This window comes from Rathayibacter sp. AY1B4, assembly GCF_002932815.1.
Classification (GTDB): domain Bacteria; phylum Actinomycetota; class Actinomycetes; order Actinomycetales; family Microbacteriaceae; genus Rathayibacter.
This window is the reverse complement of the sequence record NZ_PSWN01000009.1, coordinates 58,259-72,351: the sequence shown is the minus strand read 5'-3', so window position 1 is coordinate 72,351 and position 14,093 is coordinate 58,259. Positions and strand designations below refer to the sequence as shown.

Sequence of the window (14,093 nt, the reverse complement as noted above, 5' to 3'; positions counted from 1 at the left end):
TCACGCGTCCGGAGCGGCGACGAGGTCGGCGCGGGACGCGTAGAAGGTGAGTCGGAACTTGCCGACCTGCACCTCGGAGCCGTCGGTGAGGATCGCGGACTCGATCCGGACCCCGTCGAAGTAGGTGCCGTTCAGGGAGCCGAGGTCGTGGACCTCGAACGCCGTGCCCCGGCGGACGAACTCGGCGTGCCGACGTGAGACCGTGACGTCGTCGAGGAAGATGCCCGCATCGGGGTGACGGCCGACCGTCGTGGAGTCGGTGTCGAGGAGGAAGCGGGCGCCGGTGTTCGGTCCGCGCCGCACGACCAGCAGCGCGGATCCCGAGGGCAGAGCGCCGACGGCCTCGGCCTCCTCGCGCGACGCGCGGTTGTCGAGAGCGGCGAGCTGGGCGCCGATGTCGTCGGTGAACGTCAGAGTCGTCTCCGTCGACGGCTCACCGGGAACGGAATTGTGCTGGGCGGATGATGCTCCACCGACGGGCTCGACCAAGACGTACCTCCTATCAGGTCAGCGTATCCGAATCGTGACCCTCGTCGGACCCCTGAGCACCTGTGCGGACCCCCAGGACGAGGTCCCGCGTCTGGACGGCGTAGACGATCCCGGCCCACCAGTAGAGGAACGCGCCCCACAGCGCGAAGGCCCAGGCGATGGGGAGCGAGGCGGGCGCGAGAGCCGGGAACGCCTGCCCCAGCATGATCAGCGGGAGCGCGTAGAAGAGGCAGAAGGTCGCGAATTTCCCCAGGTGGTGCACGGGAAGCGGTCCGTAGCCGTTGTTCGCCAGGACGACCGCCAGGACCACGAGCATCAGGTCGCGGGCGAGCAGCACCGCGACCAGCCACCAGGGCACCAGTCCGCGGGCCGCGAGGCCCAGCACGGTGGCGAAGATGTAGAGGCGGTCGGCGGCCGGATCGAGGACGCGGCCGAGGCGCGTCATCTGGTCGAAGCGGCGCGCGATCCAGCCGTCGAGGTAGTCGGTGAGGCTCGAGACAACAAGGGTCAGGAGCGCGAGCGCGTCCTCGCCGAGGACCACGAGCACGAGGAACACCGGCACCAGGGCGAGGCGCACCATGCTGAGGACGTTCGGGACCGTCCAGATCCGGTCCTCACCGGTGCGCGCCATGCGCCCAGCCTAGGCGGGGCGCACGGCGGCGTGGTCAGCGCTTGTCGCGCCAGACCCGCTCGAACGGCAGGCGCCAGGCGTGCGGCGCGATCAGCTGGTGGATGGCGTTCGGCCCCCAGGAGCCGGGCGCGTAGAGACGGACGGGCGGCGGATCCTGCAGGAGGGGCGCGGAGACCTCCCAGAGCCGCTCGATGCCCTCCGCGGTGGTGAACAGCGTGTGGTCTCCGCGCATCGCGTCGAGGATCAGGCGCTCGTAGGCCTCGAGCGCGTCGCCCGCGCGGTCGGTCTCCTGGAGCGCGAACTGCATGCTCAGCTTGTCGAGCCGCATGCCGGGACCGGGGCGCTTCCCGTAGAACGAGAGCGAGACCTTCGAGGCGTCCGCCAGGTCGAAGGTGAGGTGGTCCGGGCCGTGGGCACCGACTCCGGAGCCCTGCGGGAACATGCTCTTCGGGGGCTCGCGGAACGCGATCGAGATGATGCGCTGACCCTCGGCCATCCGCTTGCCGGTGCGGAGGTAGAACGGCACTCCCGCCCAGCGCCAGTTGTCGATCTCGCACTTCAGCGCGACGAAGGTGTCGGTCTCGGAGTCGGCGGCGACGCCCGGCTCGTCGCGGTAGCCGATGTACTGGCCGCGCACCACGTTCTCGGGGTTCAGCGGACGCATCGAGCGGAAGACCTTGTTCTTCTCCTCGCTGATGGCCTGGGGCTCCAGCGCGGTCGGCGGCTCCATGGCCATGAACGCCAGCACCTGGAAGAGGTGGGTGACGACCATGTCCTTGTACGCGCCGGTGGACTCGTAGAACTCGGCGCGACGGTCGAGCGTGAGGCGCTCGGGGATGTCGATCTGGACGTGATCGATGAAGTTGCGGTTCCAGATGGGCTCGAAGAGGCCGTTGGCGAAGCGGAAGGCGAGGATGTTCTGCGCCGGCTCCTTGCCGAGGAAGTGGTCGATCCGGAAGATCTGCTCCTCGCTGAAGGTCTCGTGGAGCTCCGCGTTGAGGACGACCGCGCTCTCGAGGTCGACGCCGAACGGCTTCTCCATGATGATCCGCGAGCGCTCGACCAGCCCGGCCTCGGCGAGCATCCGCACGACGGAGAGAGCTGCCCTGGGCGGGACGCTGAGGTAGTGCAGCCGGCTCACGTCCGGGCCGAGGACCGCCTCGGCGTCGGTCACGGCGGCGGCCAGCGCGGCCGGACCGGCGGACTGCGGGACGTAGCGGAGCTTGGACGCGAACTCGTCCCACTGCGCCGGCGTCAGGGAGCGGCTCCCGAACTCGTCGTAGGCCAGCTTCGCGAAGGCGCGGAACGAGGCGTCGTCGTGCTCCTCGAGCGAGGTGCCGACGATCTGCAGGTCCGGTGCGAGGGAGGAGAGCGCGAGGTGGGCCATCCCCGGGATGAGCTTGCGCCGGGCCAGGTCGCCGACGGCGCCGAACAGCACGACGACATGGGGTGCCGCCTGCTCGGTCTGGACGGCGGGAGCGGGGGGTGCGGTTGTCACGGTCACCCCTCGATCATTCCAGTTCGGATCGTGACGCAGGCGTCATGTGCTCGATACGCACCGCCGCTAAGGTCTCTCCCGTGCCTCCGTTCTCCGACGCGTCCGCCGCGACCGCAGCACCCGCCTCCGCCACCGCCCCCTCCTCCGCCGACGGGACGACCGCGCCTCCGCTCGACGAGAGGATCCGCGCCGACGTCCACCTGCTGGGCGAGCTGCTCGGCCAGGTGCTCCGCGAGTCGGGCGAGCCCTCCCTCTACGAGGACGTGGAGCGCCTGCGCGCGCTCACGATCAGCGCCTACGACAGCGGCGACGCGGCCGGGACCGCGGAGGCGGAGGAGTTCGTCGCCTCGCTCACGCTCGAGCGCGCCGAGGAGGTCGCCCGGGCGTTCACCTGCTACTTCCACCTCGTCAACGTGGCGGAGGAGTTCCACCGCGTCCGCGTGCTGCGCCGGCGCGAGGCCGACGCCGGTGCGCAGTCGCCCGAGGACTCGATCCTCGCCTCGATGCGCCGGCTGACCGGGGAGCTCGGGGAGGACGAGGCGTTCGCGCGCCTGTCACGACTGGAGTTCCGCCCGGTCCTCACGGCGCACCCGACCGAGGCGCGCCGCCGCGCGGTGGCCTCGACCATCCGCCGCATCAGCGACCTGCTCGAGCAGCGCGACGACCCGCGCATGGGCGGCGTCGTGCTGGTGGAGATCCGCCGCAGGCTGCTGGCCGAGGTCGACACGCTGTGGCGCACCGCTCCGCTGCGCGAGTCCAAGCCCACTCCCCTCGACGAGGTGCGCACCGCGATGAGCGTCTTCGACGAGTCGCTGTTCTCGGTGCTCCCCCGCGTCTACCGCCGCCTCGACGACGCTCTGCTCGGCGAGGGCTCGGGCACCCGGGCTCCGGTCGCACCGGCCTTCGTCCGCCTGGGCACCTGGATCGGCGGCGACCGCGACGGCAATCCCTTCGTCACCGCCGAGACGACCCTCGCTGCGGTCGACATCGCCTCCGAGCACGTCCTCATGGGTCTCGAGCGCGTCGCCCGCCGCGTGGGCCGCGCGCTGACCCTCGACGCGTCGACCACTCCCCCGTCGGCCGCCGTCGAGGCGCTCTGGGCCTCCTGCGTCGAGCGGGCTCCCGAGCTCGCCGCCGACATCGCCGAGCGCTCGCCCAACGAGGCGCACCGCCGCGTCCTGCTCTTCGCGGCCGAGCGCCTGGCGGCGACCCGCTCCGAGGGGCCGCTGGCCTACTCCGCCGCCGCCGAGCTGCTGGCCGAGCTGCGCACCCTCCAGGAGTCCCTGGTCGAGGCCGAGGACGTCCGCGCCGCCTACGGCGACCTCCAGGACTTCGTCTGGCAGCTCGAGACCTTCGGCTTCCACCTCGCCGAGATCGAGGTGCGCCAGCACTCGAAGGTGCACCGCGAGACGATCGCCGCGATCCGCGCCGGCGAGGAGCTCGACGAGCGCGGCCTCGAGGTCCTGTCGGTGTTCCGGGCGATCGCGAAGGTCCAGGAGCGCTTCGGCACCGACGCGGCGAGGCGGTACATCGTCTCCTTCACGCAGTCGGCCGACGACCTGCGGACGGTCTTCGAACTGGCCGAGGCGGCGACCGACGGCGTCCCGCCGATCATCGACGCGGTCCCGCTCTTCGAGACCTTCGCCGACCTCGACGCCTCGACCGACATCCTCGCCGAGATGATCCGACTCCCCCAGGTGCAGGCGCGCCTCGCGGCCACCGGCAACCGGCTCGAGGTGATGCTCGGCTACTCCGACTCGTCGAAGGACGTCGGACCGGTCTCGGCGACGCTCGCGCTCTACGACGCGCAGGCGCGCATCGCGCAGTGGGCGGCCGACGAGGGCATCGTGCTCACGCTGTTCCACGGGCGCGGTGGAGCGCTCGGCCGCGGCGGCGGGCCGGCCAACCGGGCCGTCCTCGCGCAGCCGCCCGGATCGGTGGACGGCCGCTTCAAGCTGACGGAGCAGGGCGAGGTCATCTTCGCCCGCTACGGCAACCCGGACATCGCCACCCGGCACATCGAGCAGGTGGCGGGAGCGACGCTGCTCGCCTCCTCCCCCGCGGTCGGCGAGCGCAACGCGGGCGCCGCGGAGCGCTTCGCCGAGGTGGCGGCGACGATGGACCGCGAGTCGCGCCGCCGCTTCTTCGAGCTCGTGAAGGCCGACGGCTTCGCGCCGTGGTTCGCCCGGGTCACCCCGCAGGAGGAGGTGGGCCTGCTCGCCCTCGGCTCGCGTCCGGCCCGCCGCGGCCTCTCCGTCGAGTCGCTCGAGGACCTGCGAGCGATCCCGTGGGTCTTCGCCTGGACCCAGGCCCGCGTCAACCTGACCGGCTGGTTCGGGCTGGGCAGCGCGCTCGAAGCCGTCGGCGACCTCGACCTGCTCCGCGAGGCCTACGCCTCCTGGCCGCTGTTCACGACGATGGTCGACAACGTCGAGATGTCGCTCGCGAAGACCGACGAGGGCATCGCCCGCCGGTACCTCGCCCTCGACTCCCGCGACGACCTCGCCGGACTCGTGCTCGACGAGATGGCGCTCACCCGCCGGTGGGTGCTCTCGATCACCGGCGAGGAGAGCCTGCTCACGGGCCACCGCGTGCTCGGCCGTGCCGTGCGCCTGCGCACCCCGTACGTCAACGCGCTCTCGCTCCTGCAGCTGCGCGCACTGAAGGCGCTCCGCACCGACCCGGGCGGATCCGGGACGGAGCAGAACCAGCGGCTGCTCCTGCTCGCGGTCAACGGAGTCGCGGCGGGGCTGCAGAACACCGGCTGATCCCGGCTCGGAACGACGGAACCCCCGGCGGCCTCACGGCTGTCGGGGGTTCTCGTGCGTCTGCGGGCGCCTCCCGCCTGCGGAGCGGGTCGAGGCGCCGGGCGGATCAGGCCTGCGGGGCGGCGCCGGCCTCCTGAGCGGCCTTCGCCTCCTCGTACTGGCGGCGCACCTCGACCATGTCGAGGCCGCGGACCTGCTCGATCAGGTTGTCGAGCGCGGGGGCGGGCAGGGCGCCGGGCTGAGCCATCAGCGGGATGCCGTCGCGGTACACCACGAGGGTGGGGATGGAGGAGATGCCGTAGCTCGCGGCGAGCTGCTGCTGGTCCTCCGTGTCGACCTTCGTGAAGGTGATGTCGGCGTTCTTCTCGCTCGTGGCCTCGAAGACCGGAGCGAACTGCTTGCACGGGCCGCACCAGTCGGCCCAGAAGTCGATGAGGACGATGCCGTCGGCGATCGTCTGGTCGTGGGAGTCGAGGGTCATCGCAGTCGTAGCCATGGGGGATGCAACCGGGTGCCCCCGCGGCCTATTCCCGGGCGGGATCGAGGAGGTCGAGCAGCGAGCGCGGACCGACCACGGCGGCCCCGAGCGCCTCGACGCGGGCGGCCAGTCCCCGGTCGGCCGTCACGACGACCGCGGTCTCGAGCGCGCCGACCAGCTCGACGATCGCGTCGTCGCCCGAGCCGTCGGCCGAGTGGACCGTGAGCCGCTCCGTGAGAGCGCCCGGCTCAGGACGGGCGGCGCGCGCCGCTCCCTCGAGCACCACGGCGATGCGCGGCCAGACCGTGTCGGCGTCGATCCCCAGGAGACGGCCGGGGACGCCGGCCTCCGCGAGGCGGGCCAGGGTGGCGAGGAGGCGCTCCGCGGCGCCGGCGCGGTCGCGCCACCAGCCGTCGGGGCGTGAGCCGACCACGTTGGCGGCGTCCACGACGAGCACCGGGATCGAGGAGCCGAGCGCGCGCAGGCCCGGCCAGGCCGCTCCGAAGCCCGGGTGCAGCGGCAGGGAGTCGACCTCGTCGGGGGCGACCCAGCGCAGCTCGGTGCTCTCGGCGTCGCTGATGCGGGGAGTGAAGTGCTCGCGGGACTCGGCCAGGACTGTGGAGTAGCTCCACGGTCCGATCACGACGACGCTGGAGAGCACGGGCCGGATCAGGTCGGCGGGGACGCCCGCCTCCTCCTCCGACTCCCGGAGGGCCGCCTCGAAGGCCGTCTCCTCGGGGTGGCGGGCGCCGCCGGGCAGCCCCCAGGTGTCCCCGAAGTGGCTCCAGCTGACGCGGTGCTGGAGCAGGACGCGTCCCGACGGATCGCGAAGGAGGAGGCCGGCGGCGCCGAAGCGCCCCCAGAAGCGGCGTCCGTCGCCGATCTCGACCCAGCCGTCGCCGAGCGACGCGTCGAAGGGGTGGCGCGGGAGCACGGCGTCCGCGCCGGGGTCCTCGCTGGTCATGCCCTCCAGCCTCCCACACCGCGCCCGCCGCACCCGACCCCGACGGGCTGGCAGAATCGGACGATGCGCCGCTCGAGACCCCTCCGCCTCGCGACGCTCGCCTGGCTCGCGCTGATCGCCCTGATCACGCTGACGCCCGCGCCCTACCCGGCCGGGGAGCCCAACGCGCTGATCCGCGGGATCATCACGTTCCTCGCCTCCACGCCGCTCACCGGCTGGTTCGACTTCGACGTGGCGGAGTTCACCGCGAACGTGCTGCTCTTCGTGCCGCTCGGTGCGCTGATCGCCGCGCAGCTGCCGGCGGGGCGCCGCCTGTGGGCCGCCGCCATCGGGCTCGCCGTGTCGGCGGCCGTCGAGACCGCGCAGCTGCTGTGGCTGCCGACCCGCGTCTCCGACGTGCAGGACCTGGTCTCGAACGGCAGCGGCTCTCTGATCGGAGCCCTGCTGACGATCGCGCTGCTCCGCTTCTCCCCCCGCCGCCGCTCCCGGAAGGACCGCACCGCCCATGCCCGCTGAGACCCTCGTCGTCCTCGACCGGCCCTCCCTCGACGCCGAGGCCCACTCGCCGGGAGGACCCGCGCACCGCATCGATCCGAGCGGGCGCGGCGATCTGGACGTCACCGACCTCGGCTTCACCCGCGGCGACGGCGTGTTCGAGACGATCAACCTGGTCGACGGACGGCTGCAGGCGCTCGACGCGCACCTGGACCGCTTCGAGCGCTCGGCCCGGATGCTCGACCTGCCCCGGCCGGACCGGCCCGCCTGGCTCGAGGCGATCGGAGCGGCGGTGGCCGCGCACCCTCCCGTCGCCGAGGCGATGGTGAAGACGATCCTGACCCGCGGCGTCGAGGGCGGCGGGCGGCCCACCGGCGTCGTCTTCGTCCAGACCAGCCCGGACTTCGGCCCGGCCCGCCGCGAAGGCGTGCGCGTGGTGCTCCTGGACCGCGGGCTGCGCTCGGACGTGCAGTCGACGTCCCCCTGGCTGCTCGCCGGCGCGAAGACGCTCTCGTACGCGGTGAACCGTGCGGCCGCGCGGGAGGCCGCCCGGCGCGGTGCCGACGACGCCCTGTTCGTGTCGAGCGACGGCTACCTGCTCGAGGGGCCGACCTCGAACCTCGTGCTGCTGACGGGCGGGGAGCTCGTGACTCCTCCGCCGAGCCTCGGGCTGCTGCCCGGCACCACGCAGGCCGACCTGTTCGCGCTCGCGCCGGGCCTCGGCCTCGGGACGGCGGTGCGTCCGCTGCGCTCGGGCGATCTGGAGGCGGCGGACGCGGCGTGGCTGGTCTCGAGCGCGCGCAACGCCGCTCCCGTCCGCGCCGTCGACGGGACCGACCGCCGCGTCGACGCCGACCTCTCGGCCCGGATCAACGCCGCACTGCTCGCCCGCTGAGACTCCGATCCTCCCCGTGGGACGCCCCGCGCCGAGCGCGGACGGCGTCCCGGAGGAGAGAGGGCTCAGGAGAGGCCGTCGACGTCCGCGGGGCCGCGGCTGATCAGTCCGCCGCGGACGTGCTCGACGGTGGGGTCGAGCTGGACCGGATCGCGCTCGTCCGCCGCCTCGTCGTTGATCACGGCCGACACGATGCCGCGCCAGTCGGTGCCCTCGGCCACGGCGTCCTCGGAGCCGACGCGGCGCGTGACGAACACGGCCTCCGACTCCTCGCCCGCGTGTGAGATGACGGCGAGGACGCCGACGGTGCGACCGCCCGGGTGCTCGATCCGCCACTCCTCGTGCCCGGACGGCACGAGCGAGAACTCCAGGCCCGCGTGCGGGAAGCCGGTGGGGCGCAGCTCGGACGGGGATCCGCTCTGCGGAGGCGCGCCGCGGGTGGGGACCCCGGTGCCCTCGCCGCTCGTCGTGCTCATGCCGACGTCGCCGCGGGTTCCGCCGGCTCCGGAGCTGTCGTTCGCCGCGACCATGCGGTCGTCGCCGCTCCGCAGCGCGTCGTCCGCTCCGGTGTAGATGCTGTCGTCTCGGTTCATGGGAACCTCCTTGTCGGCGGCCAGTGTAGGACCGCGGGGTGGGTGGCGAGCGGGCGCCGTTCGTAGACTGGGGGGATGCAGATCCCGGTGACCGGTGCCGTGCGGGTGGACGCGTGGCTCTGGGCGGTGCGCATCTACAAGACGCGCTCCGCCGCGACGACCGCGGCCCGGGCCGGCCACATCCGCGTCAACGGCGAGCGGGCCAAGGCGGCGCAGACCGTGCGGGTCGGCGACGAGGTCCGCGCCCGGATCGGCGGCTTCGACCGGGAGCTGATCGTCCGCGGACTCGTGGTCAAGCGGGTCGGTGCGCCGGTGGCCGCCGAGTGCATGGAGGACCGGACGCCCCCGCCGCCACCCCGGGAGTCCGCGCCGGGCGTGATCGTCCGTGACCGCGGAGCGGGCCGCCCGACGAAGCGCGACCGGCGCGACATCGAGCGGCTCCGCGGATTCTGACCGCGCGACCCGGCAGCGGCCTCAGGGGGCGAGCGTGCGCAGGCGCTCCAGGAGCCCCTCCGCCGCCTCGTCGAGGAACCGCTGCTGCAGCTCGTCGCCGACCTGGACGAGGGCGATGTCGGTGAACCCCGCCTCGATGTAGGGCACGAAGCTCTGGGCGAGCTCGTCGAGGTCGGGGCCGCAGGCGATCTGCTCGGCGACGTCCTCCGGGCGCACGAACTGGCTCGCTCCGGCGAAGCCGGCGGGGGTCGGCAGATCGGAGTTGACCGCCCAGCCGCCGGCGAACCAGCGGAACTGCTCGTGGGCCAGCGCCACTCCCTGCTCCTTGTCCGGCGCCCAGCAGATCGGGATCTGGCCGATCGTGCGCGAGGGGGCGGCGTCCGCACCGCGGACCGCAGTCCACTGCGAGATCAGCTCGGCGTCGGGCTCGGTCGTGATGAGGTGGTCGCCGATCGGCGCGAAGCGGGCGATCGACTTCTCCCCCGAGACCGCCAGGCCGATCTCGACCGGCTCGTCCGGCAGGTCCCAGATGCGGGCGGAGTCGACGCGGAAGTACTCGCCCTCCCAGGTCACCAGCTCGCCGGTGTGCAGCTCGCGGATGAGGTGGACGGCCTCCTCGAGCATGTCCTGGCGCACGGCGACCGAGGGCCAGCCCTCGCCGACGACGTGCTCGTTGAGGTTCTCGCCCGAGCCGAGGCCGAGCGTGAAGCGGTCGTCGGAGAGGATCGCGAGCGTCGCGGCCTTCTGCGCGACCACGGCCGGGTGGTAGCGGATGGTCGGCGCGGTGACGTAGGTCGTGAGGTCGATGGTCGACGTGGCCTGCGCGACCGCTCCGAGCAGCGTCCAGGCGTAGGAGGCGTGCCCCTGCTCGGTCAGCCACGGCGAGTAGTGGTCGCTCGAGACCGCGAACTCGAAGCCGAGCCTCTCGGCGTCGACCGCGTAGCCCACCAGCTGCTTGGGTCCGCTCTGCTCGGTCATCAGGGTGTATCCGAATCGCACCATGGTCCGTCCTCGTTCCGCTCGTCGTGGGATGCCCGGGGGCACGTCCCATGGTGGGCGGGGCGCCGGATGCGCGCTAACCCCTTGCCCCGGTCGCGAGCGGCGGCTAGCGCGGTGTCAGACGAAGCGGATGCGGTTCTGCACGCGGGTGCGGACCTCGAACGACTCGCCGTACCCGCCGAGCCGCGGGTCGTCCGTGCCGGAGCGCAGCAGCTGCGGCAGCAGCGAGCGGCGGATGACGACGGCGCCCTGGTGCCTGCCGCGCTCGACCTGCTCGAACGGCTGCTCCAGCGCGTCGTCCGGCACGACCACGACGCTCGTCGAGAAGCGGACGCCCAGCTCGCGGCCGAGACGGCGCGCGGCCTTCGCGAGCGAGGCGATCGGCTTCTCGTCCTCGGCGATCCCGGGGCCCTCCAGCTCGCCCTTCTTCAAGCGGACCGGGTCGCCCCAGTCGGCGGAGGTCAGCGCGAGCAGGCCGGCCGGCCCGAGCACGAGGTGGTCGATCTTGAGCCCGCCGTCGCCGACCGCGACGTCGTTCCAGATCGTGTAGGCGATGCCGAGCGCGCCGACGAGCGCGGCCGTCGCCTCCTCGGCCTGAGCCTTCGCGAGCCAGGAGCGGATCTCGCGAGGAGCGGAGCGGACGATCGCCGGGTCGAAGGGGTCCTCGGTCTCGACGCCGCGGCCGAGCCACTCGCGCACCAGGCGCAGGTAGTACTCGCGCGCCGCGCCTCCCGGGTGACCGTAGGAGCGGGCGCGCACGGCCGAGGCGGTCTGCGGGCGCGGCGAGCCGGTGTACGGCGACTGCGGGGAGGACCTCCCGGGGGCGGGAGCGCCTCGGTCGTAGTCGCCGCGGGCGGAGGCGCTGCCGATCCGCTCCCAGGCGAGCTGCACCGCGTGGAACGACGCGGCGTCGCCTCCCGTGTCCGGATGGGTCTCGCGGAGGCGGAGCCGGTACGCCCGGCGGAGCTCGTCGTCGGACGCGGTGGCGGCGACGCCCAGCACCTCGTAGGGGGTGCGGGCGGCGTGGCTGTCGGGCATGTGCTTCCGGGAGGGTCGGGGCGGGGGGTTCCGAGTGTATCGACGCGGGCCGGGCGCCCGGTGGGAGCGCGCACCGCGTCGGCTCGGAACGCGCCGAGCGCCCAGCGGGGCAACGGGCGCCCGGCGGGGGTCAGTGCGCGAGCAGCTCGCGCACCCGCGGGATGACCTGCGTGCCGTAGAGCTCGATGTTGCGCATGATCGCCGGGTGCGGCAGCGTCCCGGCGCTGTACTTGAGGTCGAAGCGGTCGATGCCCAGGGCCTCGACCGTTCGCGCGATCTTCCGGGCGACCGTCTCGGGCGAGCCGAGGTGGATGGCGCCGTCGGGGCCGGCCTCCTCCTCGAAGCGCTCGCGGGTCATCGGGGACCAGCCGCGCTCGCGGCCGATGGCGTCCATCATCGCCTTGTGGTGCGGGAAGTACAGCTCGCGCGCCTCCTCGTCGGTGTCGGCGACGAAGCCGGGCGAGTGCACGGCGACCGGGAGGCGGGGCTGCTCGAGCTGGTCGAGCGCGCGGCCGAAGAGGTCGACGTAGGGGCGGAAGCGGGCCGGCGAGCCGCCGATGATCGCCAGGACGAGCGGGAAGCCGTACCGGGCGGCGCGGACGACCGACTCGGGGCTGCCGCCGACGCCGATCCAGGTGCGGAGGGTGCCGTTGTCGAGGGTCGGGTAGACGCTCTGCTCGGTGAGCGCGGGGCGGGTCGTGCCCTGCCAGGTGACCGGGCCGCCCTGGATCAGGGCGTGGAAGAGGTCGAGCTTCTCCTCGAAGAGGACCTCGTACTGCGCGAGGTCGTAGCCGAAAAGCGGGAAGGACTCGGTGAAGGAGCCGCGGCCGAGGATGACCTCGGCCCGGCCGCCGGAGAGTCCGTCGAGGGTGGCGAAGCGCTGGTAGACGCGCACCGGGTCGTCCGAGGAGAGGACCGTCACGGCGGAGCCGAGGTGGATGCGCTCGGTGCGGGCCGCGATCGCGGCGAGCACGACGTCCGGTGCGCTCACGGCGAAGTCGGCGCGGTGGTGCTCGCCGATCCCGAAGAAGTCGATGCCGACCCGGTCGGCCAGGACTCCCTCCTCGACCACGTCGCGGAGGACCTGGCCGTGCGGCAGCGGGGCGCCGTCGGGGCCGGCGGTGACGTCGCCGAACGTGTCGACGCCGAACTTGACTTCATGCATACTCATGGACTTCTGCAACCTCCGGGGGTCGACGGCTATTCCTGCGGGCGGGGTCCGACGTACCCGGGCGGGAGCGCGTCGGAAGAGACGATCCCCGCCTCGAGCGCCGGCTCGCGGTAGGCGCGCCCGAGCGAGGCGACCGTGTCGTGCGCGTTCAGGCCGCTCGGGTTCGGCAGCACCCAGAGCGGCGCGCCCGCCACGTCCTCCTCCTGCCTGCCCTGCACCGCCCTGCGGCGTCCGAACGCGATCCGGTAGGCGGTGATGCCGACGACCGCGACGGCCCGGGGACGCACCCGCTCCACGGTGGCGACCAGCCGCTGAGCACCCTCGCGCAGCTCCTCCGCGGTCAGCTCGTCGGCGCGGGCGGTCGCCCGGGAGGCGAGATTGGTGATGCCGACGCCGCGGGAGACGAGCTCCGCGCGGTCCGCAGCGCTCATCCCCTCGGACACGCGCGGCGCGCGCTCGAGGATCCCGGCCGCGACGAGCGCCGGGTAGAAGCGGTTGCCGGGGTGGGCGAAGTGCGCGCCGGTGGCGGCGGTCCACAGTCCCGGGTTGATGCCGACGAAGAGGAGCCGGACGTCGTCGCCCAGCAGGTCCTCGACGGTGCGGTCCTGGAACGCTGCGAGCTCGGCGCGGGTGAACGGCATGCGACCATCCTGCCGCGGCGCAAGTCCTCTCGGCTCGGGGTCGCCGGTGCCAGCATGGAGGCATGACGAACGCATCCCAGGACCACCCGATCCAGCACGGCAGCGACGACGCGCAGCTCGACGAGAAGCTGCGCGGCGTGCTGCTGCAGGTCGCCGGCGACGCCGAGCTGCGACCGGAGGAGGACGTCGAGACCCTGCTGCGCCAGCGCCTGCGCGACACGCGCATCTCGATCTCGGACGAGGCGATCCCGGGGCTCGCCAAGCGCATCCCCGGCCTCATGCAGCGCGGGGGCGGCGACGTGAACCCCGGGGCGCACTAGCTCCCAGGGACGGGCGCGGGCCGAGCGGCCGCTCGGACCCGCGCCGGCCCGCGCTACTCGGGGACTGCCGGGCCCTTGCGGTGGTGGTCGAACACCAGGCTCGTGCGCGTCGAGGCCACCGCCGGGTTCGCCGAGAGGTTCGAGACCACGAAGTCCCGCACGTCGCTGGAGTCGCGGACCGCGACGTGGATGATGAAGTCCTCCGAGCCGCCGAGGAAGAACACCTGCACCACCTCGGGCAGCGCGCGGATCTCCTCCGCGAAGCGCGTGATCGCCTGGCGCTGGCCGACGCGGATGCTGACGCTGATCAGCGCCTGCAGGGTCAGGCCGAGCGCCGCCGGGTCGAGCTCGGCGGTGAAGCCGGTGATGACGCCGCGCTCGACGAGGCCCCGGACGCGTGCGACGCAGGTCGACGGGGCGATGCCGGCGCGCTCGGCGAGCCGGCTGTTGGGCGTCCGCGCGTCGGCGCGGAGGAGGCGCACCAGGGTCCGGTCGACCGGATCCAGGTCGTCGAGGTCGTGCAGATCCTTCGGTGGCATGCGCCCGCTCCTCCACTCCGCCGACGAACCTTCGGCTCGTGCGGTGACTTCCGACCGATCCTGCGGATTTCCTCCGCTCCGGGCACGATCTTCGCACGATGGGGGCAGAGCCGGTGCAGGA

16 protein-coding genes are annotated in these 14,093 nt (G+C 73.2%); 5 read left to right on the top strand and 11 right to left on the bottom strand.

What is annotated here, in order from left to right:
- Genes C5D66_RS08300 through zwf form a run of 3 tightly spaced genes read right to left on the bottom strand, consistent with a single transcriptional unit; the run spans window position 1 to window position 2,618 of the window.
- Window positions 1-489 (bottom strand): FHA domain-containing protein, encoded by a 489-nt coding sequence (locus tag C5D66_RS08300; RefSeq protein WP_104222573.1) that lies wholly within the window; start codon window positions 487-489, stop codon window positions 1-3.
- 13 nt (window positions 490-502) lie between these two features.
- Complete coding sequence (locus C5D66_RS08295; protein ID WP_104222572.1) at window positions 503-1,120, bottom strand: CDP-alcohol phosphatidyltransferase family protein; 618 nt, start codon at window positions 1,118-1,120, stop codon at window positions 503-505.
- Between the two features lie 34 nt (window positions 1,121-1,154).
- On the bottom strand, window positions 1,155-2,618 hold the full coding sequence (zwf, locus tag C5D66_RS08290) for a glucose-6-phosphate dehydrogenase (protein ID WP_104225448.1): 1,464 nt from the start codon (window positions 2,616-2,618) through the stop codon (window positions 1,155-1,157).
- 80 nt (window positions 2,619-2,698) lie between these two features.
- On the opposite strand from zwf, the gene C5D66_RS08285 reads away from it, so the two are divergent.
- Window positions 2,699-5,386 carry a phosphoenolpyruvate carboxylase gene (locus tag C5D66_RS08285; protein WP_374953554.1) on the top strand — a complete coding sequence of 896 codons (2,688 nt, stop codon included), beginning with the start codon at window positions 2,699-2,701 and terminating at the stop codon, window positions 5,384-5,386.
- Window positions 5,387-5,492: 106 nt separating this feature from the next.
- Here C5D66_RS08285 and trxA read toward each other — a convergent pair whose 3' ends face one another.
- Window positions 5,493-5,882 (bottom strand): thioredoxin, encoded by a 390-nt coding sequence (gene trxA, locus C5D66_RS08280; protein ID WP_104274098.1) that lies wholly within the window; start codon window positions 5,880-5,882, stop codon window positions 5,493-5,495.
- Window positions 5,883-5,910: 28 nt separating this feature from the next.
- Window positions 5,911-6,828: an NUDIX domain-containing protein gene (locus tag C5D66_RS08275; RefSeq protein ID WP_104274097.1), complete on the bottom strand. Its 918-nt coding sequence runs from the start codon at window positions 6,826-6,828 to the stop codon at window positions 5,911-5,913.
- 63 nt (window positions 6,829-6,891) lie between these two features.
- Here C5D66_RS08275 and C5D66_RS08270 point away from each other — a divergent pair, with 63 nt between their 5' ends.
- Together C5D66_RS08270 and C5D66_RS08265 are read left to right on the top strand one after the other, a co-directional pair.
- Window positions 6,892-7,344: a VanZ family protein gene (locus C5D66_RS08270; protein WP_104274096.1), complete on the top strand. Its 453-nt coding sequence runs from the start codon at window positions 6,892-6,894 to the stop codon at window positions 7,342-7,344.
- A complete protein-coding gene (locus C5D66_RS08265; protein ID WP_104274095.1) occupies window positions 7,334-8,218 on the top strand; it encodes an aminotransferase class IV in 885 nt (294 codons plus the stop codon). Before C5D66_RS08270 ends, C5D66_RS08265 begins: the two co-directional genes overlap by 11 nt.
- Window positions 8,219-8,283: 65 nt before the next feature.
- Here C5D66_RS08265 and C5D66_RS08260 read toward each other — a convergent pair whose 3' ends face one another.
- Complete coding sequence (locus C5D66_RS08260; protein WP_104225386.1) at window positions 8,284-8,811, bottom strand: hypothetical protein; 528 nt, start codon at window positions 8,809-8,811, stop codon at window positions 8,284-8,286.
- A 75-nt stretch (window positions 8,812-8,886) separates the two neighbouring features.
- Here C5D66_RS08260 and C5D66_RS08255 point away from each other — a divergent pair, with 75 nt between their 5' ends.
- The gene (locus tag C5D66_RS08255; RefSeq protein WP_181027140.1) at window positions 8,887-9,264 is read left to right on the top strand and encodes an RNA-binding S4 domain-containing protein; all 378 of its coding nucleotides are present in this window, start codon (window positions 8,887-8,889) and stop codon (window positions 9,262-9,264) included.
- 21 nt (window positions 9,265-9,285) lie between these two features.
- On the opposite strand, the gene C5D66_RS08250 is transcribed toward C5D66_RS08255, so the two are convergent.
- The 4 genes from C5D66_RS08250 to C5D66_RS08235 all read right to left on the bottom strand — a co-directional run bounded on the left by C5D66_RS08250 (window position 9,286) and on the right by C5D66_RS08235 (window position 13,113).
- Entirely contained in the window at window positions 9,286-10,266 is a 981-nt protein-coding gene (locus C5D66_RS08250; RefSeq protein WP_104274094.1) for a TIGR03557 family F420-dependent LLM class oxidoreductase, read from the bottom strand.
- Window positions 10,267-10,380: 114 nt separating this feature from the next.
- Window positions 10,381-11,301 carry a DnaJ domain-containing protein gene (locus C5D66_RS08245; protein WP_104247154.1) on the bottom strand — a complete coding sequence of 307 codons (921 nt, stop codon included), beginning with the start codon at window positions 11,299-11,301 and terminating at the stop codon, window positions 10,381-10,383.
- 130 nt (window positions 11,302-11,431) lie between these two features.
- A complete protein-coding gene (locus tag C5D66_RS08240) occupies window positions 11,432-12,466 on the bottom strand; it encodes an LLM class flavin-dependent oxidoreductase (protein ID WP_104225389.1) in 1,035 nt (344 codons plus the stop codon).
- A 35-nt stretch (window positions 12,467-12,501) separates the two neighbouring features.
- Complete coding sequence (locus C5D66_RS08235; protein ID WP_104274093.1) at window positions 12,502-13,113, bottom strand: mismatch-specific DNA-glycosylase; 612 nt, start codon at window positions 13,111-13,113, stop codon at window positions 12,502-12,504.
- A gap of 62 nt (window positions 13,114-13,175) precedes the next feature.
- On the opposite strand from C5D66_RS08235, the gene C5D66_RS08230 reads away from it, so the two are divergent.
- Window positions 13,176-13,433, top strand: a complete 258-nt coding sequence (locus tag C5D66_RS08230) for a hypothetical protein (protein WP_104222561.1) — start codon at window positions 13,176-13,178, stop codon at window positions 13,431-13,433.
- 53 nt (window positions 13,434-13,486) lie between these two features.
- Here the strand turns inward: C5D66_RS08230 and C5D66_RS08225 are convergent, their stop codons facing one another.
- On the bottom strand, window positions 13,487-13,972 hold the full coding sequence (locus tag C5D66_RS08225; protein WP_104222560.1) for an Lrp/AsnC family transcriptional regulator: 486 nt from the start codon (window positions 13,970-13,972) through the stop codon (window positions 13,487-13,489).
- Window positions 13,973-14,093 lie beyond the last annotated feature (121 nt).